The sequence below is a fragment of the Catenulispora sp. MAP12-49 genome (assembly GCF_041262705.1).
GTDB lineage: Bacteria > Actinomycetota > Actinomycetes > Streptomycetales > Catenulisporaceae > Catenulispora.
The window spans coordinates 210,998-232,903 of sequence record NZ_JBGCCP010000017.1 but is presented as its reverse complement, the minus strand read 5'-3'; the positions used below and the strand labels follow the sequence as shown (position 1 = coordinate 232,903).

Genomic DNA, 21,906 nt, shown 5'->3' with positions numbered 1-21,906 from the left:
GAAGTTGAGATCAGCCTGACGAACCGCCGGATGCGTGGCCCGCATGTCCGGTGGTGTGGGAGGCGGGTCGGGTGACCGACCCGCCTACCCGATTCTTCGCCCCCCGGCAGGTAGCTTGACCTCGCCCCAAGGGCAGACCCGAGGCTGGTCACGAGGCCGGCGGCGATCGCCGCGGGCCGGACCGAACCGATGAGGACACCGAACGCGATGCCCGACGACGACCTGCTGACCAGCGGCGACTTCAGCCGCCGTTCCCGGCTCTCGGCCAAGGCCCTGCGCCTGTACGAGCAGCAGGGTCTGCTGGTCCCCGACGAGGTCGACGCCACCAACCACTACCGCCGCTACCGTGCCGGCCGCCTGGCCGACGCCCGCCTGATCGTCTGGCTCCGCCGCCTGGACATGCCCCTGGCCGACGTGGCCGGGGTCCTGGCGGCACCGCCCGCCGAGCGCGAGGCACTGGTCGCGGCGTACTGGGACGAGGCCGAGGCCAGATTCGCCGCCCAGCGCTGGCTGGCGGCCCGGGTGCGCGAAGAGGTGTCCGGCCACGAGGGAGCCCGCACCATGACCCAGACACAGCCCCAGAAGCAGACACAGCGCATCCTGACCCGCGACGTCCCGGCGAGCCTGGTGCTCACCGAGCAGCGCCACGTCACCCCCGAAGAACTCCCCGCGTGGATCGGCCAGGCGATGACGCGCCTGCTCACCGCGGCGGCTCCGGCCGGCGGCCCCTCGGCGGCACCCTTCGTGGTCTACCACGGCGAGGTCAACCACGACAGCGACGGCCCGGCGGAGGTCTGCGTCCCGATCGACCCGGCCCGCGCTGCCGCCGCCACCGCGGCCACCCGCGAGGAGCCGGCCCACCGCGAGGCCTACCTGCGCATCACCAAGGCGCAGGTCGCCTTCCCCCAGATCCTGTCCGCCTTCGACGCGGTCGGCCGCTGGCTGACGGACAACGGCCACACCGCCGCCCTGCCCCCGCGCGAGGTCTACTTCACCGACTGGGACGCCGCGGGCCCGGACGACGAGGTCTGCGACATCGCCTTCCCGATCTAGCGGGACGACGCGGCCGGCTGCGGAGGGGGCGGCCGGCCGCGAACCCGTACCCACTCGAACAATTGCTCATCAACCCGCGACCCAATCGTCATACCTCCGTATTGCCAGCCCCTTCCCCTCCCCATATACTTAGCGTGCCTAAACTATGTAAGTGACAGAGGGCGGGGTTGTATGACTGCGACACAAGCTTCCAGCGCGACTGGGAAGGCCGTACGCGGGCCCGACCATCCGCACTACAAGTGGGTGGCGCTGTCCAACACCACGTTGGGCATGCTGATCGCGACGATCAACTCCTCGATCGTGTTGATCTCGCTGCCGGCGATCTTCAACGGCATCAAGCTCGATCCGCTGCAGCCCTCCAACGTCAGCTATCTGCTCTGGATGCTGATGGGCTACATGCTCGTCACCGCGGTGTTCGTGGTGGCGCTGGGGCGGCTCGGGGACATGTTCGGGCGCGTCAAGATCTACAACTCCGGGTTCCTGGTCTTCACCGTCTGCTCGATCGCGCTGTCGCTCGACCCGTTCCACGGGGCGATGGGCGCGATGTGGCTGATCGGCTGGCGGGTCTTCCAGGCCATCGGCGGCGCCATGCTGATGGCGAACTCCGCGGCGATCATCACCGACGCCTTCCCGGCCGCGCAGCGCGGGATGGCGCTGGGCATCAACATCGTCGCCGCGATCGCCGGGTCGTTCATCGGGCTGGTGCTCGGCGGGGCGCTGTCCGAGTGGAACTGGCGCACCGTGTTCTGGGTGAACGTGCCCATCGGGTTGATCGGCACGGTGTGGGCGTACAAGTCGCTGCACGACACCGGGATCAGACAGAAGGCGCGGATCGACTGGTGGGGGAACCTCACCTTCGCCGCCGGTCTGACCTCGCTGCTGGCCGGTATCACGTACGGCATCCAGCCTTACGGCGGTCACACGCAGGGGTGGACCAACCCCTGGGTGGACGCCGGGCTGATCGGCGGCGTCGTCCTGATCGTGCTCTTCTGCGTGATCGAGGCGAAGATCTCCGATCCGATGCTGCCGATGACGCTGTTCAAGAACCGCGACTTCAGCACCGGCAACCTCGCGAACCTGCTCGGGGCCGTCGCCCGGGGCGGCCTGCAGTTCATGCTGATCATCTGGCTGCAGGGCATCTGGCTGCCGTTGCACGGGTACGACTACAAGGACACGCCGTTGTGGGCGGGCATCTACATGATCCCGCTGACCCTCGGCTTCCTGGTGGCCGGGCCGATCGCCGGGCATCTGTCGGACAAGTTCGGGCCGCGGGTGTTCGCCGCCGGCGGTCTGCTGGCGATGGCGGCGTCGTTCGCCGGCCTGCTGCTCATTCCCACGGACTTCTCCTATTGGGTGTTCGCGCTGCTCATCTTCCTCAACGGCATCGGCGGCGGGTTGTTCTCCGCGCCGAACACGTCGCTGATCATGTCGAGCGTCCCGACCCGGATGCGCGGTGCCGCCTCCGGGGCGCGGGCCACGTTCATGAACGCCGGCATGGTGCTGTCCCTGGGAATCTTCTTCTCGCTCATGGTGGCCGGCCTGTCGAGCTCGCTGCCGCACACCTTGTCCAGCGGCCTGACCGCGCAAGGGGTGCCGGCGCAGACCGCGACCCAGATCTCGCACCTGCCGCCGGTGGCGACGCTGTTCGCGGCGTTCCTCGGCTACAACCCGATGCAGCAGCTGCTCGGTCCCTCGACGCTGCACGCGCTGCCCGCCTCCAACGCGCAGACGCTCACCGGCCGGGAGTTCTTCCCGCACCTCATCTCCGGCCCCTTCCACGACGGCCTCATGGTCGTGTTCTGGCTCGCCATCGCGATGGCGGTGATCGGCGCCGTGGCCTCGGCGCTGCCCGGCAAGGGCCAGTCGGAGGAGCTGGAGGCGGCCGCCGGGTAAAGCGCGGCGGACCGTGTGCGGGCCGGTTTCGTGCCGGTCCCACGCCGGACGCGCGGCGTGGGACCGGCCCCGGGCGCCGGGGGTCGGTAGATTGGGGGTGGGGCAATGTGTTTCACTGTGCCCCACTTCCGCCAGACCATCTCGACTTTGCGTCCACTCTTCCCGGCCCCGCTCCGCGCTCCTGTGAAGGACCCGATGAACTCATCGCCGACCCAGCCCGACACCGAGGTCGCCGCCCGCCTGCGGGTGGCTTTGGGCCGTCTGAACCGGCAGCTGCTGCAGCGGCAGTCGGAAGCGAGTTTCGCCCAGCTGTCCGCGCTCTTCGTGATCGAGAAGTGGGGCCCGATCCGGATCGGGGACCTGGCCCAGAAGGAGAAAGTCGCGGCGCCGTCGATGACGCGCACGCTCAGCGGCCTGGTCGCGGCCGGCTGGGTGCAGCGCGAGCCGGACCCGGACGACGGCCGCTCCTTCATGGTCACGCTCACCCCCGGTGGCGCGGCGCTGATCGCCAAGGTGCGCAAGCTGCGGACCGCGGCGCTGGTGCAGGGCATGGAGCGGCTGACCGGGGCGCAGCTGGAGGCGCTGCACGCGGCCGTGCCGGTGCTGGAGCAGCTGGCCGACGAGGTCGAGCCGAAGGCGCGGCCGGTCCTTTGAGCCTGGTGGGGGCGGTGTGGCCGAGCCACACCGACCGGCGCACCCCGCTCGGCGTCCGACCCGGTACAGGTGCCAGACTGGACGTCATGACGGCAGCAAGCGAGGAACCCACGGTCTCCGCCCCCGACACGCCGGCCGAGGCCGAGTGGCCGCCGCGCGAGTGGCGCGAGGCCCAGCGGGGTTCGGGCGCCCGGAGCATGTACCAGCTGCTGGGGCTGATCGGGCTGATCATGGTCGTCCTGGTCGTGCTGTCCTTCTGGGGCCTGGCCAACGGCTGATGCGGCACACCCTGATCCTGCTCCGGCACGCCAAGTCGGACTGGCCCGAAGGCATCGAGGACCACCAGCGCCCGCTGACCGACCGCGGCCGCCGCGACGCCCCGCGCACCGGCGCCTGGCTGGTGGCGAACAACCGGGTGCCCGACCGCGCCGCGGTCTCGACCGCGCTGCGCACGCAGGAGACCTACGAGCTGGTCGCCGAGGCGTTCCCGTCCAGCCCCGAGATCCAGCTCACCGACGATCTCTACGCCGCCTCGGCCGGGGAGATGCTGGAAGTGATCCGCCGGACGCCCGAGGGTGTCGGCACCCTGATGGTCGTCTCGCACAACCCCGGGATCCAGTACCTGGCCCTGGCGTTGGCCGACGAGACGCATCCGGAACTCGTGGCCAAGGCGCACGCCGGTTATCCGACCAACACGGTGACCGTGCTGGAGTTCGACGGCGAGTGGGCCGCGCTGGACCCGGCCGCGGCGGCGATCGTGGCGGTGGAGTCCCCGCGCGGTTGAGGTCGAAGTTGAGGCTTTGAGGCTGGGGCCGAGGTCGAGCGGTGCGGGCGCGGTGGCTCAGGCGGCCGGCTGAACGTTCCGCGCACCGTCCGAAGACGACGTCGTCTCGATCGTCTCCTCGGCGGCGTCCGCGGCCTCCACCTCCTCGCGGGTGATCCCGAGCAGGTAGAGGATCGTGTCCAGGAACGGCACGTTCACCGCGGTGTCCGCTTGCTCCCGAACCACCGGCTTGGCGTTGAACGCCACCCCGAGCCCGGCCGCGGCCAGCATGTCCAGGTCGTTGGCGCCGTCGCCGATGGCCACGGTGTCGGTGGCCGGCACCCCGGCCGCCTCGGCGAACTCCCGCAACGCCGTCGCCTTGCCCGCGCGGTCCACTATCGGCCCGACCACGCGGCCGGTCAGCCGGTTGTCCGGGCCGATCTCCAGGGTGTTGGCCAGGGCGAAGTCCAGGCCGAGCTCGTCCCGCAGCGAGTCGGTGACGTGCGTGAATCCGCCGGAGACGATGCCGACCAGGTAGCCGAGCCGCTTCAGGGTGCGGACCAGGGTGCGGGCGCCGGGCATCAGCCGGACCGAGGCGCGCACGTCCTCCAGCGCGCCGGCGTCCAGCCCCTCCAGCAGCGCGACCCGCTCGCGCAGCGACCCGGCGAAGTCCAACTCGCCGCGCATGGCCCGCTGGGTGATCCCGGCGACCGCGTCCAGGCAGCCGGCGCGGGCCGCCAGTTCCTCGATGACCTCGCCCTCGATGAGCGTGGAGTCCACGTCCATCACCACCAGCCGCTTGGCCCGCCGGCTCAGGCCCGCCGGCTGCACCGCGATGTCGGCGTGCTCCTCGGCGGCGACCCGCGCCAGCCGCTCGCGCAGCAGGTCGGGGTCGGCGCCGGAGACGTCCAGCTCGATCGCGGTCACCGGGTACTTGGCCAGCCGCACGATGCGGTCGATGTTGCCGCGGCACTCGGCGATCTGCCGGGCCAGCGCCGCCATCGCGGCCGGCTTGAGCGGGGCGCCCAGGACGGTCACGTGCGTGCGGCCCTCGCGGCGCTTGCGGTTGTCGCCCAGGCCCGTGACGACCTCGACGTCCAGCCGCTCCTCGGCGGCCCACTTGTGCAGCAGCAGCCGCAGCGTCCGCTCGCCGTCCGGCTCCTGCGGCGCGCCGACCAGCACGGCCAGCACCAGGCGGCCGCGCACGACGACCTGCTCCACGTCCACGACCGGGACGTCGAAGGCCTCCAGTGCGGAGAACAGGCTCGCGGTGACACCGGGACGGTCGGCGCCGTACACGGTGACCAGGACGGTTTCGCCGGGCGGCGGCAGAGCGTGCGCGGTGTTCATGGTGTGATCCACGGTACCGTCGCCGGGCCGCACGGCCGAGCAGTGTCCGGGTGGTGAGCCGCAGGAGTTGGTTGAAGCGGCCGGAGCCGGGGGAGTCGGCCGTGCTGTCCAGGACAAGGCGCTGATCAGGCCCTGGTGTCCCATACGGGTGATGTCTGCTCTGTGAACAGGCTCAACGGGGCGAGGCGGCCCTAGCATTGAAGTATGGCCGCGGACGACACGTCCTTCGTCGCCGGGTTCCTCGCCGCGTCCGGCCTGTTCTGGATCGGGGGCGGGGTCCTCTGGCTGAGCGCGTGCGCCCGCAGACTGGCGCGGCTGCGGCTCAGGCTGGTCGGAGTACCGACCCACGGCGAGGTCATCGGCATGGTCGTGTCCTGCGACGCCTCCGGAGCGGTCCGCAACGCGCCGCGAGTCCGCTACTTCGCCTCGACCGGCCCGCCGGTCGTCACCCGCGCCTACGGCTACCGGCCGCGCCAGAGCGTGGCCACCGGCGCGCAGGTGCGGCTGTGGTACGACCCGCTGCGGCCCGAGCGCATCCTGGTGTCGCGCTTCGACCTGAAGCTGCGCGACTGGCTGGAGCTGGTCGGCGCGCTGGCGGTACTGGCCGTCGGCTTCGCGATGGAGTTCGCGGCGCTGACGATGGGCTGAGGTGGGTCAGGCGGGGCCAGGCTGCGCTGAGTCAGGCTGCGCCGAGCCAGTTCGAGCTGAGCCGGGCCGTGCCGAGCCGAATCCGAGCAAGCCGCCCGCCTATTTCCCCGGCTCCAGGATCGAGTGGTAGGCCGCCAGCTGCGCGCGCCGCGTCACCCGCTCCAGGTCGACCAGGGCCGAGGCGCGGAGGCGGGACTCCATCGCCGTGACGCTGCCGCCCTCGTCCTGCCCGGCCAGGTCGGCGATCGCGGCCAGGCGCTGGGCCTGGGTCAGGACCTTGACCGCGCGCGGCGGGTAGCCCGGTGCCAGCACCGCCTTCGGGGCGCGGCCGTGGCCTCGGATCGCGGCCAGTGACTCGGCCAGTTCCGGACGCCAGCGCGCCACGTCCAGGCGGGCCAGTTCCTCGGCGGCCTCGCGCAGTGCCGCGTTCAGTTCGCGTTCGGCCTCCGACAGGGTCGGGGTCGCGGGCGCGCCGTCGGGGACCGGGGTCACCGTCCAGCGGACCGCGTGGCCGCGGTCGCCGGCCGGGCCGTAGCCGTCCACCGAGGGCACGATGCCCAGGGCCGGTCCGTCGGTCAGGACCGCCTCGCCGGCGGCGATCGCCGCCTGGTTGAAGGCCGCCGGGCCCTTCAGGCCGAGCGGGTCGCCGGGCCGGGGCAGCGCCAGGCGCAGGCCCGTGACCCCGGCGGCGCGCAGCCGGCCCAGCGCCACGGTCCAGCCCACATCGCCGTCCTCGCCAGGCACGCCGGCCACCCGGTGCGGCTCGTCGCCGTCCGCCCGGACCTGCTCGGCGGCCGAGTCCAGACTGGTGTGCCCGGCGAGCCACGCGTTGCCCCAGGCGACCAGGCGCCCCGACCGGTGTTCGCTCAGCATGAGGACCAGGGTACGTGGCGGTACCGACGCGGGGCCGGGTGAACAGCCGGGGCGCGATGCTGCGACGAGGTGTCCACATGCGTCCTCTAAGCTAGGCGCGCGAAGATCGAGGCCTGCCCGCGTGAGGAAACTGGTGCCGAACATGACCACCGAAGCCCTGTCCGTCGACCCCGACAGCGTCCTCGACCTCGTCGACGTCTCCGTGGTCCGCGAGGGCCGCAAGCTGCTCGACGCCGTGAACTGGACGGTGGGCGAGGGCGAGCGCTGGGTGGTGCTCGGGCCGAACGGGGCCGGCAAGACCACGGTCCTGAACATCGCGGCCACCTCGCTGTTCCCGACCGCCGGCGCGGTCGGCGTGCTCGGCGAGCGGCTCGGCGCGGTCGACGTCTTCGAGCTGCGGCCGCGCATCGGCTACTCCTCGGCCGCGGTCTCCGAGAAGCTGCCGCGCGGCGAGACGGTCCGCGACGTGGTGATGACCGCCTCCTACGGCATGGTCGGCCGCTGGCGCGAGAAGTACGACGAGGCCGACGCGCAGCGCGCCGACGAGCTGCTGGCCTGGTGGGGCATGCACGCGTTCGGCAAGCGCACCTTCGGCACGCTGTCCGAGGGCGAGCGCAAGCGCGCGCTGATCGCCCGGGCGCTGATGGCCGACCCGGAGCTGCTGCTGCTCGACGAGCCGGCCGCGGGCCTGGACCTGGGCGGCCGCGAGGATCTGGTGCACCGGCTGGCCCGGCTGGCCTCCGACCCCTACGCGCCGGTCACCATCCTGGTCACGCACCACGTCGAGGAGATCCCGCCGGGCTTCTCGCACATCCTGCTGGTGCGGGCCGGCGCCGTGGTCGCGGCCGGGCCGATCGAGGCCGCGCTGACCTCGGAGAACCTGACCACGACGTTCGGCCTGCCGCTGAGCGTGGAGCGGTATCAGACCGCGTCGGGCGACCGCTGGTACGCGCGCGCCGTCTGACAGAGGTTTGATAGCCGCTCCGCCTTCCGTAGCATGGGTTCCATGCACGCCATGGTGTGGGCGGTCGTCGCGGCCGTGCTGGTCCTGCTGGAACTGACCACGACCGCGTTGGTGTTCGTGATGCTCGGCATCGGAGCGGCGGCCGCAGCGGTCGCCGCCGGAGCGGGCGGCGGCGTCGTGGTGCAGTTCGCGGCGTTCGGCGCGGTCTCCATAGCGACTTTGGTCTTCGCCCGCCCGACCGCGATGAAGCGGCTGCACGGCGGGCCCGAGCACCGCCAGGGCATCGACACGCTGATCGGCCGCGAGGCGCTGGTCGTCGAGAAGGTCGACGGGCACGACGGCAGAGTCCGGATATCCGGTGAGATCTGGAGTGCCCGCGCGTATGACGGGCAGACTGAATATGAGGTCGGAGACCGCGTGGACGTCGCCCAGATCGAGGGTGCGACCGCGCTGGTCCTGTAGGCCTGTTCTCTAAGCGCCGCCAGGGATTCCGCAACCCGTAACGCGGGCAGGACAATCCTCGACGGAACGGTGTGTGCGCTATGCGTTCCCGGCCTTAAGATCGAGCACTGTCACCGGGGGGTGCCTGCCGCCTCCTGACCGCCGGACATCGAAGTGTTGGAGGAGGAGTCGACATGGTCGCCACGATCGTCGTCCTCATCTTGATCGCCGCCGCGATCGCGGTGAGCCTGTTTCAGTCCGTGCGCATCGTCGGGCAGGGGACCGTCGCCGTCATCGAGCGCTTCGGCCGCTACACCCGCACGCTGACGCCGGGACTGCGGATCCTGATGCCGGTGGTGGACCGCGTGCGCGCGATCATCGACGTGCGCGAGCAGGTCGTGCCCTTCCCGCCGCAGCCGGTGATCACCCAGGACAACCTGACGGTCTCCATCGACACCGTCATCTACTTCCAGGTCACCGACGCCCGCGCGGCGGTCTACCAGATCACCAACTACATCCAGGCGATCGAACAGCTCACGGTCACCACGCTGCGCAACATCGTCGGCGGCATGGACCTGGAGCGCACGCTGACCAGCCGCGACTACATCAACAACGAGCTGCGCGGGGTCCTGGACCAGGTGACCGGCAACTGGGGCATCCGGGTCTCCCGGGTCGAGCTGAAGGCGGTGGAGCCGCCGGCCTCGATCCAGGACTCGATGGAGAAGCAGATGCGCGCCGACCGGGACCGCCGCGCGGCGATCCTGTCGGCCGAGGGTTTCAAGCAGTCGCAGATCCTCACCGCCGAGGGCGAGAAGCAGGCCGCCGTGCTGCGCGCCGAGGGTGAGGCCAAGGCCCGCGCGCTGCAGGCCGAGGGCGAGGCGGCGGCGATCCGCAAGGTCTTCGACGCCATCCACGAGGGCCGCGCCGACGACCAGGTGATGGCCTACCAGTACCTGCAGCAGCTGCCGAAGATCGCCGAGGGCGGCAGCAACAAGCTCTGGATCATCCCCAGCGAGTTCGGCAAGGCGCTGGAGAACGTCGGCGGGGCGCTGGGCCGGGTCGGCATGCCGGGGATGCCCGTCGCGGCGGCCCCCGAGCCGGTGGCCGCCAACGGCAACGCGCTCGGGCCGAGCGGGGACGCGCCGCCGAAGGGGCCGGCGCCGCGCGCCGACCGGCCGCCGCGCCAGCGCGGGACGTCCAGCCCGGCCGACGACGTGTTCTTCAACCAGGACGAGGACTGAGTTTCAACGGGAAAGGGGCCGGTCGCCAGACCGGCCCCTTTCTTCTGCCCTTCTAGGCTGCGGCCCGGGTCCGGGCCTGCCAGGTCTCGGCGGTCACCGACACCGCGAGCAGTGCCGCGCCGACGGCCCCGATCGCCGTGAGGCGGTCGCCGAGCAGGATGACGGCCAGGGCCGTGCCGGTCAGCGGCTCCAGCAGCGCCGTGACCGTGCCGGTGCTGGCCGCCGCGTGACGCAGGCCGATGAAGTAGCAGCCGTAGGCGACAGCGGTCGGGACGAGCCCCAGAACCAGCAGCAGCCCGACGGCGCCGGGGCGCGGCGTGAATCCGACGCCGGTGGTGGCACCGGCGACGACCATCAACGCCAGGCCGCCGAGGGTGAAGCTGTACCCGGTCATCGCGACCTCGTCCAGGCCCGGGACCGGGGTCTTGCCGAGCAGGCTGATCGCCGAGAACCCGGCGGCGCTGGCGATCGCGCAGCCGGCGCCGGCGGCCAGATGCGCGGCGGTGATGCCGTGCGGCGGCTCGCCGACCAGCAGCCCCAGGCCCATGACCGCCAGGGACACGGTCGCCGCCACCCGGGCGTCCAGGCGCCGCCGCCCGGTGGCCTGCTCGAAGGCGACGACCAGGACGGGAGCCGCCCCGATGGTGAGCAGCGTGGCCAGGCTGACGTCGGTCAGCGCGACCGCGGCGAAGTAGCCGGCCTGGAAGCCCGCCGACAAGGCGCCGACGACCATGATCCGCAGCCACGCCGCGCGTCCTCGCGGGCGGCGGCGGCCCGTGGTCGTCGCGAACAGGATGAGCAGGGTGCCGCCGAGCAGCAGCCGATAGCCGGCCACGGCGGTGGGGGACAGGTGGGTGTGCAGCGACAGCAGTCGGCCGGTGAGGCCGCCGGTGCCCCAGAGCACGCCGGAAAAGACAAGGTAGATCAAGGGATCGCTCCTGCGACAGAGAAGACTGTGCTCGGTGACGAGCGGGGAATCAGTCGCGGGAAGCGGGGTGTGACACATGAACCCGTCGGCTCAACACGCCGACAGGCGGTCCCTGATGATCAGGTCGACCCCGCTTCTAGGATCCCGGCGGCGGGGTGACCGGGAACAACCGGTGCACGTTCGCGATCCTAACCGCCGGACGCGGCGCGGCCAACCGATCTTCCGCCCGCTACGCTCGACCGGAGCGCAGGACAGCGGGAGGCGCGAGCCGGCGGGAGGCAAGCGGTGGGCATCGGCGAGGTGGCGGCGCTGCTGGGCGCGGGCATGGCGGCCGGCACGATCAACACGGTGGTCGGCTCCGGCACGCTGGTGACCTTCCCCACGCTGCTCGCCTTCGGCTACAGCCCGGTGGTCGCGAACGTCACCAACACCGTCGGCCTGGTGCCCGGCTCCCTGTCCGGGATCCACGGCTACCGCGCGGAGATCGCGAAGTTCCGCGCCGTCGGCGGCCGCCGGCTGCTGAGGCTGGTGCTGGCCTCGCTGTGCGGGGCCACGATCGGCGCGCTGCTGTTGTTCCTGCTGCCGGCCAAGGCCTTCAAGGCGATCGTGCCGGTGCTGATCGCCCTGGCGCTGGTGCTGATCGTGCTGCAGCCGCGGCTTTCGAAGCGGGTCGCGGCGCGGCGGGCCGCCCGCGAGGAGGCGGACGGCGCCGAGGCCGAGGGCGCGCACAGCGGCGGCTGGGGCGTCCTGCTGGCCGTGTTCGGCAGCGGGATGTACGGCGGCTACTTCGGCGCCGCGCAGGGCGTGCTGCTGATGGCGATCCTCGGGCTGACCTACGGCGACCACCTGCAGGTGCTCAACGGCGTGAAGAACGTGCTCGCCTGCGTGGTGAACGCGATCGCCGCGGTGGTGTTCATCATCGTCGGCGCGCTGGGGCTCGGCGGGTCGCAGCACCCCTCGGTGCAGTGGGGCGCGGCCCTGGCGATCGCCGCCGGCGCGCTGGTCGGCGGGAAGATCGGCGCGAGCGTGGGACGCCGGCTGCCGCCGCGGGTGCTCAGGGGGCTGATCATCGTGGTGGGCCTGGTCGCCATCGCATCGCTGGTGCTTTGAGGCCGCGCGACTGCTTTGAGGCCGCCCGACTGCTTTGAGGCCGCACGACACCGAGGCATAACCGGACAACAGTCTGCAATCCGGCGCATACGTGATTTTCGCCGAATCGGCAGTGTATCCAGCTGATACTACCTATCCTGGAGGCAGTCCCGGCACCGTGCCGCACGTGCATGGCGTCCGTGCACCCGGGTCAGTATTCTGCCGGTGAAGGGGGTCACGGGTCTGGCGGTCAGGGGCGGGGCACCGGGATCGGCACCTTGATCGGCAGGTTCGACACCACCGGCGCGGCGGCTCGCCGCGTCACCACGACATCCGGCGCACCGGCGCCGGCAGGCCCGTTTCGGAGATTCGTCTTGGGCAAGGTCTCCTATCGCTACGCGCACATCGAGGACCTCGACGCGCCGACCATCTACGCCCTGCTGCGGCTGCGGCAGGAGGTCTTCATCGTCGAGTGGGGCAGCTCGCATCTGGACATCGACGGCCGGGACACCGAGCCGTCCAGCGTGCACCTGTGGGCCGAGCGCGACGGGGACGTGCTGGCCGCCGTGCGCGTGGTCCAGGAATCGGACGACACCCTGCGGATAGAACGGCTCGCCACCCGCTTCGGCGCGCGCGGGCGCGGCATAGCCGGCCGGCTGCTGGACTACGCGGTGAAGATGGCCGGCGAGCGGCGGCTGCTGATCGACGTCCCGACCGCGCTGGAGCCCTGGGCCGAGCGCTTCGGGTTCGCCCGGGCCGGCGACCCCTTCATCGCGGAGGGTGTCCAGCAGGTGACCATGTCCCACTGATGCACGTGCCTTTGCACGTGCGTCCCCGGTCCGCCCGCGCCACCGGCGCGCGAGATGAGATCCGCGCCACGGCCCGACGGGATTGTTCGCTGCCTGATTTACCCGCTTTTGACTGATTCGCCGCCTCACTTGTGGAACAGGCGGTGTTAGTGTGCGTTGAAGTTCCTACAGACGTAACGCGGAGGACCTCTCCATGCCCGATCCACGGCGCGCCCCCGGCTTCGCCGTGGCTTTGTGCGGGGGGCCGGCGTGACCGCCGGCCGGCACGGGGCCGCGGGGCCGGCGATAGCCCAGGCCGCCGCGGCGGTCGCGGTCGTCGGCTACGACGGATCGCTGCCGGGGCCGGTGGTCCGCCGGGTCCTGGAGTCCTCCGAACTTGTCGTGGGGGTGGCGCGCCACCTCGACGGGATCGGCGTGCCCGAGCACGTGCGGCGGATCCTGCTGGGCGATGACAACCGCCTGGCCTACGCCCGGCTCACCGCGCACCTGACCGATCCCAAGGCCGGCCCGGCCGTGGTGGTGACCGCCGGGGACCCGGGGTTCTTCGGCGTGCTGCGCGATCTGCGCGAATCAGGCTTCGAAGTCGTCGGCTACCCCGCGCCGGGCCCGGTCGCGGCCACCCTGGGCCGCCTCGGGCTGCCCTGGGACGACGCGGTCGTGGTCTGCGTCACCGACGACCGCTCGCTGCAGCGCGCCGCCAACACCGCCCGCGCGCACCCGAAGGTCGCCATCGTGGCCGCCCCGGAGTTCCCGCCGCACCGCGTCGCCGCGGCCCTGCGCGGGGCCCAGCGTGCCTTCATCGTGGCCCAGCACCTCGGGGAGCCCGACGAGCGGATCGAGAAGGTCTCGCCGACCGAGGCGGCCGCCCGGGTCGTCTGGGGCGCCGCGGACGCCATCCTGGTGCTGGACGAGGAGCGGCTGAGCCCGGACTCGCCGCACGACCCGCGCTGGGGCTCGGGCTGGGTGTCGGCCTGGGCCGGGCCCTCGGCCGGCTGGGCGGTGCCGGACAACGCGTTCGTGGCCCGCGGGCCGCAGGTGCTCCCCGCCGAAGTCAGGGCCTTGATATTGGCGCGGCTGGCGCCGCGGCTGGGCGCGATGGTGTGGGAGATCGCGGCCGGGGCCGGGGCGCTGGCCGTGGAGTGCGCGCGGCTGGGCGCGGCGGTGATCGCCGTGGAGCGCGATCCGGACGCCTGCGAGCGGATATCGCTGAACGCGGTGATGCACGGCGTGGACGTCGAGGTGGTCAGCGGCCTGGCGCCGGCGGCCCTGGCCACGCTGCCGCGCCCGGACTCGGTGTTCGTGGGGACCGAGCGGGCCGAGATCGTCCGGGCGTGCGCCACCACCGGCGCGCGCACCGTGGTCACCGCGGTCACCGCGCTGGACCGGCTGCCGGCCATCCGGCAGGCGCTGCGGATCGGCGACCGCCGGGTGGACGGCGTGCAGTTGCAGGCCTCGCGCCTGGCCCCCCGCCCGGGGGACGCGCTCCGGCTGGCGCCGGCGGCGCCGGTATTCGTTCTTTGGGGTGAGCTTGGGTGACAGACCCGGCTTTTTAGTCAACCCGATCAGGGGCTGCGTATGCTCTTCCGGGCTCGCGCGTGCCGTCGACAAGCGATACTTGGCAGCGCCCACGCGAACGCGAACCCCCGCTGACAATGGGGGACACGGGGAACGGGAGCGGGATACGAACCATGGTATGGAACGACAGGATCGAGGAACCCACGGTGACCGGTGCCGACGATTTCGGGCGTGACGGCTCCGGGAGGCCGCCGTTCGAGGACGGCTTCCCGCCCGGCGCGGGACCCTACGACGACAGCGCGCCGACCACCGAGTTCAGCAGGCTGGTGTTCGACGACGAAGCCGAGTTCCCGGGGCCGCGCAACGGCTCCGCGGGACCGGGTGGGCCGGGTGGACCCGGCGGACCGAACGGACCGGGTGGACCGGTCGGCGCGCGGATGCGCGACGGCCGGGACCCGCGCGGTGCGTTCGGCGGGCCGGAGCAGCCGGGCCGGCCCGGCTCCGGCGGTCCGGGCGGTCTGGGTGGCCCTGGCGGCCCCGGCGGCATGCCCGGCGGTCCTGGCGGCCAAGGCGGCCCCGGCGGACCTCAGGGCCCGGAGTCGGCGAACCGCCCCACGCGCCCGATCCGTCCGCGTCCGGCCGGCGCGCCCGGCGGCCCCGTGGTGCCGCCCGGCTCGGCGTTCCGCGACCAGCCGCCGGCCGGCGGCCGCGGCCCGGCCGAGGGCGGCCGCGCTCCCGGCGAGCCCGGCCGTGCTCAGCGCCCGATGATGCCGCAGATGCAGCCGCCGCCCGGCCGCGGCCCGCAGCCCGGGCCCCGCAATCAGGGTCCTGACGGCCGCGGCGCCTTCGGCGTGCCGCAGCAGCGCGACGCCAACGCCGACTCCGGCCCCACCCCCCGCCGCTCCCCGGGCGCGCGCGGTGCCGAGGCCCTGCGCCAGGCGCAGCAGTTCGACGTCTTCCGCCGCGACCCGGTGGTCCCGCAGCAGGCGTCCCCGGCCGACGGCAACGACTTCGACGAGGCCGCCGACCGGACCCCGCTCCCGCGTGACGAGCGCGACCCCCGCGAGCAGCGCGACCAGCGCGACCAGCGGGACCCCCGCGAGCAGCGCGGCCAGGTCGACATCAGCGTCTTCGACGCCGCCCCGGAACCGCCCGAGCGCCCCGGCTTCGACCTGCGCGCACCGCTGCGCGGCCCGGCGTCCTACGACCAGCCGACGGACATCATCCCGGCGATCATCGACGAGCCCGGCCAGGACTCTTTCGGCCAGGACTCTTTCGGCCAGAACTCCTTCGGCCAGGACTCCTTCGGCCGGCATCCCGGCGGTCAGAACACCGACAGCCACGGCTTCGGTGCCGAGGAGGCGCAGGGCTTCGGCGCACCGCAGGGCTTCGCGGCGCCGCAGCCCGAGGAGCAGGCGTTCGGGGAGCAGGGTTTCCCGGGCGCGAACAACGTCGGTTTCGGTGCGCCGCAAGGCTTCCCGCCCGCCAGCGGCCCCGGGTTCGGCACGGACAATGCCGACACCGGGTTCGGTGCGCAGGGCTTCGGCCACGAAAGCGCTGAGGCTGGTTTCGGCGCTCCGCAAGGCTTCCCGCCCGCCGGTGCGCCCGGTTTCGGCGCGGACAACCCCGATGCCGGGTTCGGTGCGCACGGCTTCGGTCACGAAGGTGCCGAGGCTGGTTTCGGCGCGCAGCAAGGCTTCCCGCACGCCAATGCACCCGGTTTCGGCGCGGACAACGCGGACGCCGGTTTCGGCGCGCAGGGCTTCGGCCAGGAAGGTGCCGAGCCCGGATTCGGTGCGCCGCAAGGCTTCCCGCCTGTGGGGGGCCCGCAGGGCTTCGGTAGCGAGCGCGAGGATGCTGTCGGGTTCGACGGCCAGCAGCGCTTCGGCGAGCCCGGTTTCGGCGCGCCGCAGAACTTCCCGCCGGCCGGCGGCTTCGGTGCCGACGAGGCGGTCTTCGACAACCAGCAGGGCTTCCCGCCGGCCGGCGAGCCCTCCTTCAATTCCCGGCAGCACTTCCAGGGCGAGGCGCAGGGCTTCCAGGGCGAGGCCCAGGGCTTCCCGCCCGCGGCCCCCGCTCCGCAGCCGTTCGGCGCCGAGAACGCCGAGCCCGTCTTCCCCACCGCGCAGGACGCGCACTCGGCGGGCATCGACCCGCAGGCGACCTTCGGCGGCCCGCAGGCCTTCGCGCCGCAGGCCGGGAACGACCCGTCGTTCGGGGCCCGGCCGGTCGAGGAGACGCCTTTCGGTGCCGCCGAGTCCGCGCCGAGCGCGCCCGCCGCGCCGAGCGCGCCCGCCGGGCCGGCCGCGCCGGCCGCGCCGGCCGCGCCGATCTTCGGCGCGCCGGAGGGCGGGATGCCGTCGTTCGGCGACCGGCCGCTGACCCCGAACACCAGCCCTGACTACGGTCTGGGCGCCGGCAACAACGCCGGCAACAACCCCGGTGCCGCCGAGCCGCAGGCCGAGCCGCCGCTGGCCGCGCACCTGGACCCGCCGCGCTTCGAGCCGGCGCCGCCGGTGTTCGACGACCCGGCCGAGGGCGTCGAGTTCGGCGGGGCCGGGGAGGAGCCGGGGCCGGTGTTCGCGACGCCGACCGTGGCGATCACGCCGGCCGAGGCGGTCGGCGAGTACGACGACTACGACGGTGAGGACGAGCTCGACGAGGACGCCGACGGCGACGCCGAGCCCGAGATGCTCGTCCCGTGGGCCAACGCCGGGTCCGAGAACGCCGACGCCGGCGAGCTGGAGAACCAGGCCGGCGCCGACGACCTCTACGACACCGACGGCGAGCCCTACGACGACGTCCCGCGCGTCCCGCCGTACGACGACGCCGAGCTGGCCGCCGTGCACCGGGTCATCCGCGAGCGCCGCGACGTGCGCTCCACCTTCCTGCCCGACGTGATCCCGGACGAGGTGCTCACCCGCGTCCTGGAGGCCGCGCACACCGCGCCGAGCGTCGGCTTCTCGCAGCCCTGGGACTTCCTGGTGCTGCGCAACCGGGAGACCCGGCAGGCCGTGCACGACCTGGCCGCCCGGCAGCGCGACGCGTACTCCGCCTCGCTGCCCAAGGCGCGCCAGCGGGCGTTCAAGGACCTGAAGATCGAGGCGATCCTGGACACCCCGGTCAACATCGTCGTGACCTGCGACCCGACCCGGGGCGGCCGGCACACGCTGGGCCGGCACTCGCAGCCGCAGATGGCGCCGTACAGCGCCGCGCTGGCGGTGGAGAACCTGTGGCTGGCGGCGCGGGCCGAGGGTCTGGGCGTGGGCTGGGTGTCCTTCTTCGACGAGCGCGAGCTCACCCGCACCCTGGACCTGCCCGACCACCTGTCGGTGGTCGCCTACCTGTGCGTCGGCTACGTCCACGAGTTCCCGGGCGAGCCGGAGCTGTCCGGGGCCGGCTGGGCCAAGCGCCGGCCGCTGGCCTGGGCCGTGCACGACGAGCAGTACGGCCGCCGGGCGCTGCCGGGCAGCAACCCGGTGTCGCTGCTGGAGGAGACCCTGGCCGCGATCGAGCCGCTGGACAAGGCCGCGCGCGACGCGGCGATCGCCCGGCAGGAGGTCATGACCAAGCCGGCCGGGGCGCTGGGCGTCCTGGAGGACGTCTCCGTGCAGCTGGCCGGGCTGGCCGGGGTCTTCCCGCCGCCGATCCCCGAGCCCGCCGCGGTCGCGATCTTCGCCGCCGACCACGGGGTGCACGCGCAGGGCGTCACGCCCTGGCCGCAGGAGGTCACCGCGCAGATGGTGATGAACTTCCTGTCCGGCGGCGCCGTGGTCAACGCCTTCGCGCACCAGATCGGCGCCGAGGTGTGCGTGGTGGACGTCGGCGTGAACGCCGAGCTGCCGCAGCAGACCGGGCTGGTGCCGCGCAAGATCCGGTACGGCACCGCGGACCTGGCCGAGGGGCCGGCGATGACCCGCGAGGAGGCGCTGGCCGCGCTCGAGGTCGGCGTGGAGACCGCGCGGGACCTGGTCGCCGCCGGGAACAAGGTGCTGCTGACCGGCGACATGGGCATCGCGAACACCACCGCGAGCGCCGCGCTGATCGCCGCGTTCACCGGCGCCTCGCCGACCCAGGTCACCGGGTACGGCACCGGGATAGACGAGCAGACCTACGCGCACAAGGTTGACGTGGTGCGCCGGGCCCTGGACCTGCACCGGCCGGACCCCGGCGACCCGCTCGGGGTGCTGGCCGCGGTCGGCGGCCTGGAGCACGCGGCGCTGGCCGGCTTCATCCTGGGCGCGGCGAGCCTGCGGATCCCGGTGATCCTGGACGGCGTGATCGCCGGCGCCGCGGCGCTGGTGGCCCAGGCGCTGGCCCCGGAGGCCACCGACGCCATGGTCGCCGGGCACCGTTCGGCCGAGTCCGGGCACCAGCTCGCGCTGGAGGCCCTGGGCGTGGTCCCGCTGATCGATCTCGAATTGCGGTTGGGGGAGGGCAGCGGCGCGGTGCTGGCCCTACCGTTGGTGCAGGCGGCCGTGCGGGCGCTGCGGGACGTGGCGACCTTCGAGTCGGCCGGCGTCGCCGAGCGCGCGGACGACGACGACGAGAACGCCGCCTAGCCGACGCCCCTGCGAACGACACGGGAACTGACCGACACATGAGCGCCATGACCGACCCCGCCTCCGTCTACCCCGCTGCGCTGCGGCTGGCCGGCAGACGGGTGGTGGTGGTCGGAGCCGGCCCGGTGGCCCAGCGCCGGGTCCTCGGGCTGCTCGACGCCCGCGCCGACGTGCTGGTCGTGGCCCCCGAGGCGACGCCGGCGATCGAGGCGCTGGCCAACGGCGGCGAGATCGTCTGGGAGCGGCGGCCGTACCGGGAGGGCGATCTGGCCCGGGCCTGGTACGCCGTGGCCGCCGCCGACGACCCGGAGGTGAACGCCGCGGTGGCGCGCGAGGCGGAGGCCGGACGGGTGTTTTGCTCCCGGGCCGACTCCGCCGAGGACTCCAGCGCGTGGACCCCCGCGGTGGGCCGGCACGACGGCGTGACGGTCTCGGTGATCGGCGGCGGCGACCCGCGGCGCGCCGTGGACGTCCGCGACGGCGTCCTGGAGGGACTGCGCGACGGCACCCTGGCCGCCCCGCACCACCGCGGCCGCACCGCGGGCGTGGCGCTGATCGGCGGCGGCCCCGGCGACCCGGACCTGATCACCGTGCGCGGCCGGCGGCTGCTGGCCGAGGCCGACGTGGTGGTGGCCGACCGGCTCGGGCCGCGCGGGCTGCTGGACGAGCTGGCGCCCGACGTGGAGATCATCGACGCCTCGAAGATCCCCTACGGCCGCGCCCTGGCCCAGGACGCGATCAACGAGGTCCTCATCGAGCGCGCGAAGGCCGGCAAGTTCGTGGTCCGGCTCAAGGGCGGCGACCCGTTCGTCTTCGGCCGGGGCTTCGAGGAGGTGCTGGCCTGCGCCGAGGCCGGCGTGCCTTGCTCGGTGGTCCCGGGCATCACCAGCTCGATCTCGGTGCCGGCACTGGCCGGCATCCCGGTCACGCACCGGGGCGTGGCGCACGAGTTCACCGTGGTCTCCGGCCACGTCGCCCCGGACAACCCGAAGTCCCTGGTGGACTGGACCGCGCTGGGCCGGATGACCGGCACACTGGTGATCCTGATGGGCATCGAGCGTATAGGCGCGATCGCGGCCACCCTGGTCGCCGGCGGCCGCGACCCGCAGACCCCGGTCGCGGTGATCCAGGAGGGCACGATGCCCGGCGAGCGCCGGGTGCAGACCACGCTCGGGCTGATCGAGGCGGCGGTGGCCGAGGCCGGGATCCGGCCGCCGGCGATCGTGGTGGTCGGGCCGGTCGTCGGGCTGACCTGAGGCGACACCGGGGCGCCGGCCGTTGCCGGCCGGACCGGGCTGAGCCGAGCTGCGGCAGGGTTCCGCCTGCCGGCCCCGGCCGGTCCCGCGCTTCTTTACATCGGGCTTATTGACCACCGGCTTATCCGCGAGCCGTTGTAATGCCACCATGAGCCAGGACCAGGACCCGTTCGACGCGACCCGGCGCTTCGAGCCGGTCGACCCGTACAACATCCCCGCGGAGGGCGGCTACCAGCAGGGCTTCGAGCAGCAGCCCTTCGAGGAGCCGCAGCCTCAGCGGCCGGGCTTCAAGCAGCGTCTGACCCGCCTGGGGCCGTTGAAGCTGGCCCTGCTCGGCACGGCCGGGGTGATCGTGCTCGGCGGGGCCGCCTGGGGCACGACGGCGGCCTTCCAGTCCTCCGGCTCGTCCTCGAACACCGCGGCCGCGGCTCCCGCCACGGACCAGAGCCAGCCCGGCGCCGGGGCGACGACCGGCGGGACCGGCAAGCACGGCAAGACCGGCAAGACCGGCAAGCTCGCCCGGGTCACGATCACCCAGGTCGGGTCCGGGAGCTTCACCGGGACCGAGGTCAAGGGCACGACGGTGACCGTCGACTACGACGGCAAGACCAAGTTCGGCTCCAAGGCGCACGCCCTCACCGCCGCCGACCTCAAGGTCGGGATGACCGTCACGGTGCTCGGGCCGCTCCACGGCGACACCATCACCGCCACCGCCATCGCCGTGCCTGCCAAGACCGCCAAGAACCCGGGCGCGCCGACCGACCCGGCGAGCCCGCAGGGCGGTGCCGCCTGACGATTGGCGAATGACAAAACTTGAAATCTGTCAGCTGTCAGTCGTATCGTCGAAAGCATGACGACGACTGACAGCCCCTTCGCCCCCCGCCGCCTCGGCGCCGACGGCCCCGAAGTCTTCCCCCTCGGTCTCGGGGCCATGGGCATGTCCGCCCTGTACGGGCCGACCGACCGCGACGAGTCCATCGCCACCGTGCACGCCGCCCTGGACGCCGGGATGACCCTGATCGACACCGGCGACTTCTACGGCATGGGCGACAACGAGCTCCTGCTGGCCGACGCGCTGCGCGGCATCCCGCGCGACCGCTACCTGCTCAGCGTCAAGTTCGGCGCCCAGCGCGACCCGGCCGGCGCCTTCATCGGCTACGACACCAGCCCCAACGCCCTGAAGACCTCCCTGGCGTACTCGCTGCGGCGGCTCGGCGTGGACCACCTCGACGTCTACCGTCCGGCCCGGCTGGACCCGAAGGTCCCGATCGAGGAGACCATCGGCGGCCTGGCCGAGATGGTGCAGGCCGGCTACATCCGCCACATCGGCCTGTCGGAGGTCGGCGCCGAGACCCTGCGCAAGGCCGCGGCCGTGCACTCGATCTCGGACCTGCAGATCGAGTACTCGCTGATCTCGCGCGGCATCGAGGCCGCGATCCTGCCGACCGCCCGGGAGCTGGGGATCGGGATCACCGCCTACGGCGTGCTCTCCCGCGGCCTGATCAGCGGCCACTGGACCAAGGACAGCACCGGCGGCGCCGGTGACTTCCGCGCGCACTCGCCGCGCTTCCAGGGCGACAACCTGGACCACAACCTCGCGCTGGTCGACACCCTGCGCTCGATCGCCGAGGAGAAGAACGTCACCGTCGCGCAGCTGGCGATCGCCTGGGTCGCGGCGCAGGGCACGGACATCGTGCCGCTGATCGGCGCCCGCCGCCGGGAGCGGCTGGCGGAGTCGCTGGGCTCGCTCGGCGTCACGCTGACCGCCGACGACCTCGCCCAGATCGAGAAGGCGGTGCCCGCCGGCTCGGCCGCCGGCACCCGGTACGCCGCCGAGCAGATGGCCCACCTCGACTCGGAGAAATAG

19 protein-coding genes are annotated in these 21,906 nt (G+C 73.0%); 16 read left to right on the top strand and 3 right to left on the bottom strand.

The features are described from left to right. The first annotated feature begins 189 nt into the window (after positions 1 to 189). From ABIA35_RS28580 to ABIA35_RS28560, 5 genes are all read left to right on the top strand, one after another. On the top strand, positions 190 to 1,053 hold the full coding sequence (locus ABIA35_RS28580; protein WP_370341853.1) for a MerR family transcriptional regulator: 864 nt from the start codon (positions 190 to 192) through the stop codon (positions 1,051 to 1,053). Between the two features lie 171 nt (positions 1,054 to 1,224). Then, entirely contained in the window at positions 1,225 to 2,946 is a 1,722-nt protein-coding gene (locus ABIA35_RS28575; protein WP_370341852.1) for an MFS transporter, read from the top strand. Between the two features lie 195 nt (positions 2,947 to 3,141). After that, positions 3,142 to 3,600, top strand: coding sequence for a MarR family winged helix-turn-helix transcriptional regulator (locus ABIA35_RS28570; RefSeq protein ID WP_370341851.1), 459 nt, complete (start codon positions 3,142 to 3,144; stop codon positions 3,598 to 3,600). Positions 3,601 to 3,686: 86 nt separating this feature from the next. After that, complete coding sequence (locus tag ABIA35_RS28565; protein ID WP_370341850.1) at positions 3,687 to 3,878, top strand: hypothetical protein; 192 nt, start codon at positions 3,687 to 3,689, stop codon at positions 3,876 to 3,878. After that, a complete protein-coding gene (locus tag ABIA35_RS28560) occupies positions 3,878 to 4,384 on the top strand; it encodes a histidine phosphatase family protein (protein ID WP_370341849.1) in 507 nt (168 codons plus the stop codon). Before ABIA35_RS28565 ends, ABIA35_RS28560 begins: the two co-directional genes overlap by 1 nt. A 57-nt stretch (positions 4,385 to 4,441) precedes the next feature. On the opposite strand, the gene serB is transcribed toward ABIA35_RS28560, so the two are convergent. Next, complete coding sequence (gene serB / locus ABIA35_RS28555) at positions 4,442 to 5,713, bottom strand: phosphoserine phosphatase SerB (protein ID WP_370359915.1); 1,272 nt, start codon at positions 5,711 to 5,713, stop codon at positions 4,442 to 4,444. Between the two features lie 204 nt (positions 5,714 to 5,917). On the opposite strand from serB, the gene ABIA35_RS28550 reads away from it, so the two are divergent. Continuing rightward, complete coding sequence (locus tag ABIA35_RS28550; RefSeq protein ID WP_370341847.1) at positions 5,918 to 6,361, top strand: DUF3592 domain-containing protein; 444 nt, start codon at positions 5,918 to 5,920, stop codon at positions 6,359 to 6,361. A 99-nt stretch (positions 6,362 to 6,460) separates the two neighbouring features. Here ABIA35_RS28550 and ABIA35_RS28545 read toward each other — a convergent pair whose 3' ends face one another. Then, positions 6,461 to 7,234 (bottom strand): hypothetical protein, encoded by a 774-nt coding sequence (locus ABIA35_RS28545; protein WP_370359914.1) that lies wholly within the window; start codon positions 7,232 to 7,234, stop codon positions 6,461 to 6,463. Positions 7,235 to 7,376: 142 nt separating this feature from the next. On the opposite strand from ABIA35_RS28545, the gene ABIA35_RS28540 reads away from it, so the two are divergent. The 3 genes from ABIA35_RS28540 to ABIA35_RS28530 all read left to right on the top strand — a co-directional run bounded on the left by ABIA35_RS28540 (position 7,377) and on the right by ABIA35_RS28530 (position 9,880). Next, positions 7,377 to 8,198 (top strand): ABC transporter ATP-binding protein, encoded by an 822-nt coding sequence (locus ABIA35_RS28540; protein WP_370341844.1) that lies wholly within the window; start codon positions 7,377 to 7,379, stop codon positions 8,196 to 8,198. 42 nt (positions 8,199 to 8,240) lie between these two features. Next, entirely contained in the window at positions 8,241 to 8,660 is a 420-nt protein-coding gene (locus tag ABIA35_RS28535; RefSeq protein WP_370341843.1) for an NfeD family protein, read from the top strand. A gap of 173 nt (positions 8,661 to 8,833) precedes the next feature. Continuing rightward, positions 8,834 to 9,880: an SPFH domain-containing protein gene (locus tag ABIA35_RS28530; protein ID WP_370341842.1), complete on the top strand. Its 1,047-nt coding sequence runs from the start codon at positions 8,834 to 8,836 to the stop codon at positions 9,878 to 9,880. 52 nt (positions 9,881 to 9,932) lie between these two features. Here ABIA35_RS28530 and ABIA35_RS28525 read toward each other — a convergent pair whose 3' ends face one another. Beyond that, on the bottom strand, positions 9,933 to 10,808 hold the full coding sequence (locus ABIA35_RS28525) for a DMT family transporter (protein ID WP_370359913.1): 876 nt from the start codon (positions 10,806 to 10,808) through the stop codon (positions 9,933 to 9,935). Between the two features lie 285 nt (positions 10,809 to 11,093). Here ABIA35_RS28525 and ABIA35_RS28520 point away from each other — a divergent pair, with 285 nt between their 5' ends. From ABIA35_RS28520 to ABIA35_RS28490, 7 genes are all read left to right on the top strand, one after another. Beyond that, on the top strand, positions 11,094 to 11,918 hold the full coding sequence (locus ABIA35_RS28520; RefSeq protein WP_370359912.1) for a sulfite exporter TauE/SafE family protein: 825 nt from the start codon (positions 11,094 to 11,096) through the stop codon (positions 11,916 to 11,918). A 257-nt stretch (positions 11,919 to 12,175) separates the two neighbouring features. After that, complete coding sequence (locus tag ABIA35_RS28515) at positions 12,176 to 12,706, top strand: GNAT family N-acetyltransferase (protein WP_370359911.1); 531 nt, start codon at positions 12,176 to 12,178, stop codon at positions 12,704 to 12,706. Positions 12,707 to 12,955: 249 nt separating this feature from the next. Then, positions 12,956 to 14,242: a precorrin-6Y C5,15-methyltransferase (decarboxylating) subunit CbiT gene (locus tag ABIA35_RS28510; protein WP_370341835.1), complete on the top strand. Its 1,287-nt coding sequence runs from the start codon at positions 12,956 to 12,958 to the stop codon at positions 14,240 to 14,242. Between the two features lie 185 nt (positions 14,243 to 14,427). Then, positions 14,428 to 18,783 carry a nicotinate-nucleotide--dimethylbenzimidazole phosphoribosyltransferase gene (gene cobT / locus ABIA35_RS28505; RefSeq protein WP_370359910.1) on the top strand — a complete coding sequence of 1,452 codons (4,356 nt, stop codon included), beginning with the start codon at positions 14,428 to 14,430 and terminating at the stop codon, positions 18,781 to 18,783. Positions 18,784 to 18,821: 38 nt separating this feature from the next. Beyond that, positions 18,822 to 20,039 (top strand): uroporphyrinogen-III C-methyltransferase, encoded by a 1,218-nt coding sequence (gene cobA, locus ABIA35_RS28500; RefSeq protein WP_370359909.1) that lies wholly within the window; start codon positions 18,822 to 18,824, stop codon positions 20,037 to 20,039. A gap of 148 nt (positions 20,040 to 20,187) precedes the next feature. Beyond that, complete coding sequence (locus ABIA35_RS28495; protein WP_370359908.1) at positions 20,188 to 20,832, top strand: hypothetical protein; 645 nt, start codon at positions 20,188 to 20,190, stop codon at positions 20,830 to 20,832. A gap of 57 nt (positions 20,833 to 20,889) precedes the next feature. Beyond that, positions 20,890 to 21,906, top strand: coding sequence for an aldo/keto reductase (locus ABIA35_RS28490; protein WP_370359907.1), 1,017 nt, complete (start codon positions 20,890 to 20,892; stop codon positions 21,904 to 21,906).

Bases quoted from the DNA above. Each gene is read 5' to 3' on its own strand.
- ABIA35_RS28580 (WP_370341853.1), top strand. From the start codon at position 190: ATGAGGACACCGAACGCGATGCCCGACGACGACCTGCTGACCAGCGGC.
- ABIA35_RS28575 (WP_370341852.1), top strand. From the start codon at position 1,225: ATGACTGCGACACAAGCTTCCAGCGCGACTGGGAAGGCCGTACGCGGG.
- ABIA35_RS28570 (WP_370341851.1), top strand. From the start codon at position 3,142: ATGAACTCATCGCCGACCCAGCCCGACACCGAGGTCGCCGCCCGCCTG.
- ABIA35_RS28565 (WP_370341850.1), top strand. From the start codon at position 3,687: ATGACGGCAGCAAGCGAGGAACCCACGGTCTCCGCCCCCGACACGCCG.
- ABIA35_RS28560 (WP_370341849.1), top strand. From the start codon at position 3,878: ATGCGGCACACCCTGATCCTGCTCCGGCACGCCAAGTCGGACTGGCCC.
- serB (WP_370359915.1), bottom strand. From the start codon at position 5,713: ATGAACACCGCGCACGCTCTGCCGCCGCCCGGCGAAACCGTCCTGGTC.
- ABIA35_RS28550 (WP_370341847.1), top strand. From the start codon at position 5,918: ATGGCCGCGGACGACACGTCCTTCGTCGCCGGGTTCCTCGCCGCGTCC.
- ABIA35_RS28545 (WP_370359914.1), bottom strand. From the start codon at position 7,234: ATGCTGAGCGAACACCGGTCGGGGCGCCTGGTCGCCTGGGGCAACGCG.
- ABIA35_RS28540 (WP_370341844.1), top strand. From the start codon at position 7,377: ATGACCACCGAAGCCCTGTCCGTCGACCCCGACAGCGTCCTCGACCTC.
- ABIA35_RS28535 (WP_370341843.1), top strand. From the start codon at position 8,241: ATGCACGCCATGGTGTGGGCGGTCGTCGCGGCCGTGCTGGTCCTGCTG.
- ABIA35_RS28530 (WP_370341842.1), top strand. From the start codon at position 8,834: ATGGTCGCCACGATCGTCGTCCTCATCTTGATCGCCGCCGCGATCGCG.
- cobA (WP_370359909.1), top strand. From the start codon at position 18,822: ATGAGCGCCATGACCGACCCCGCCTCCGTCTACCCCGCTGCGCTGCGG.
- ABIA35_RS28495 (WP_370359908.1), top strand. From the start codon at position 20,188: ATGAGCCAGGACCAGGACCCGTTCGACGCGACCCGGCGCTTCGAGCCG.
- ABIA35_RS28490 (WP_370359907.1), top strand. From the start codon at position 20,890: ATGACGACGACTGACAGCCCCTTCGCCCCCCGCCGCCTCGGCGCCGAC.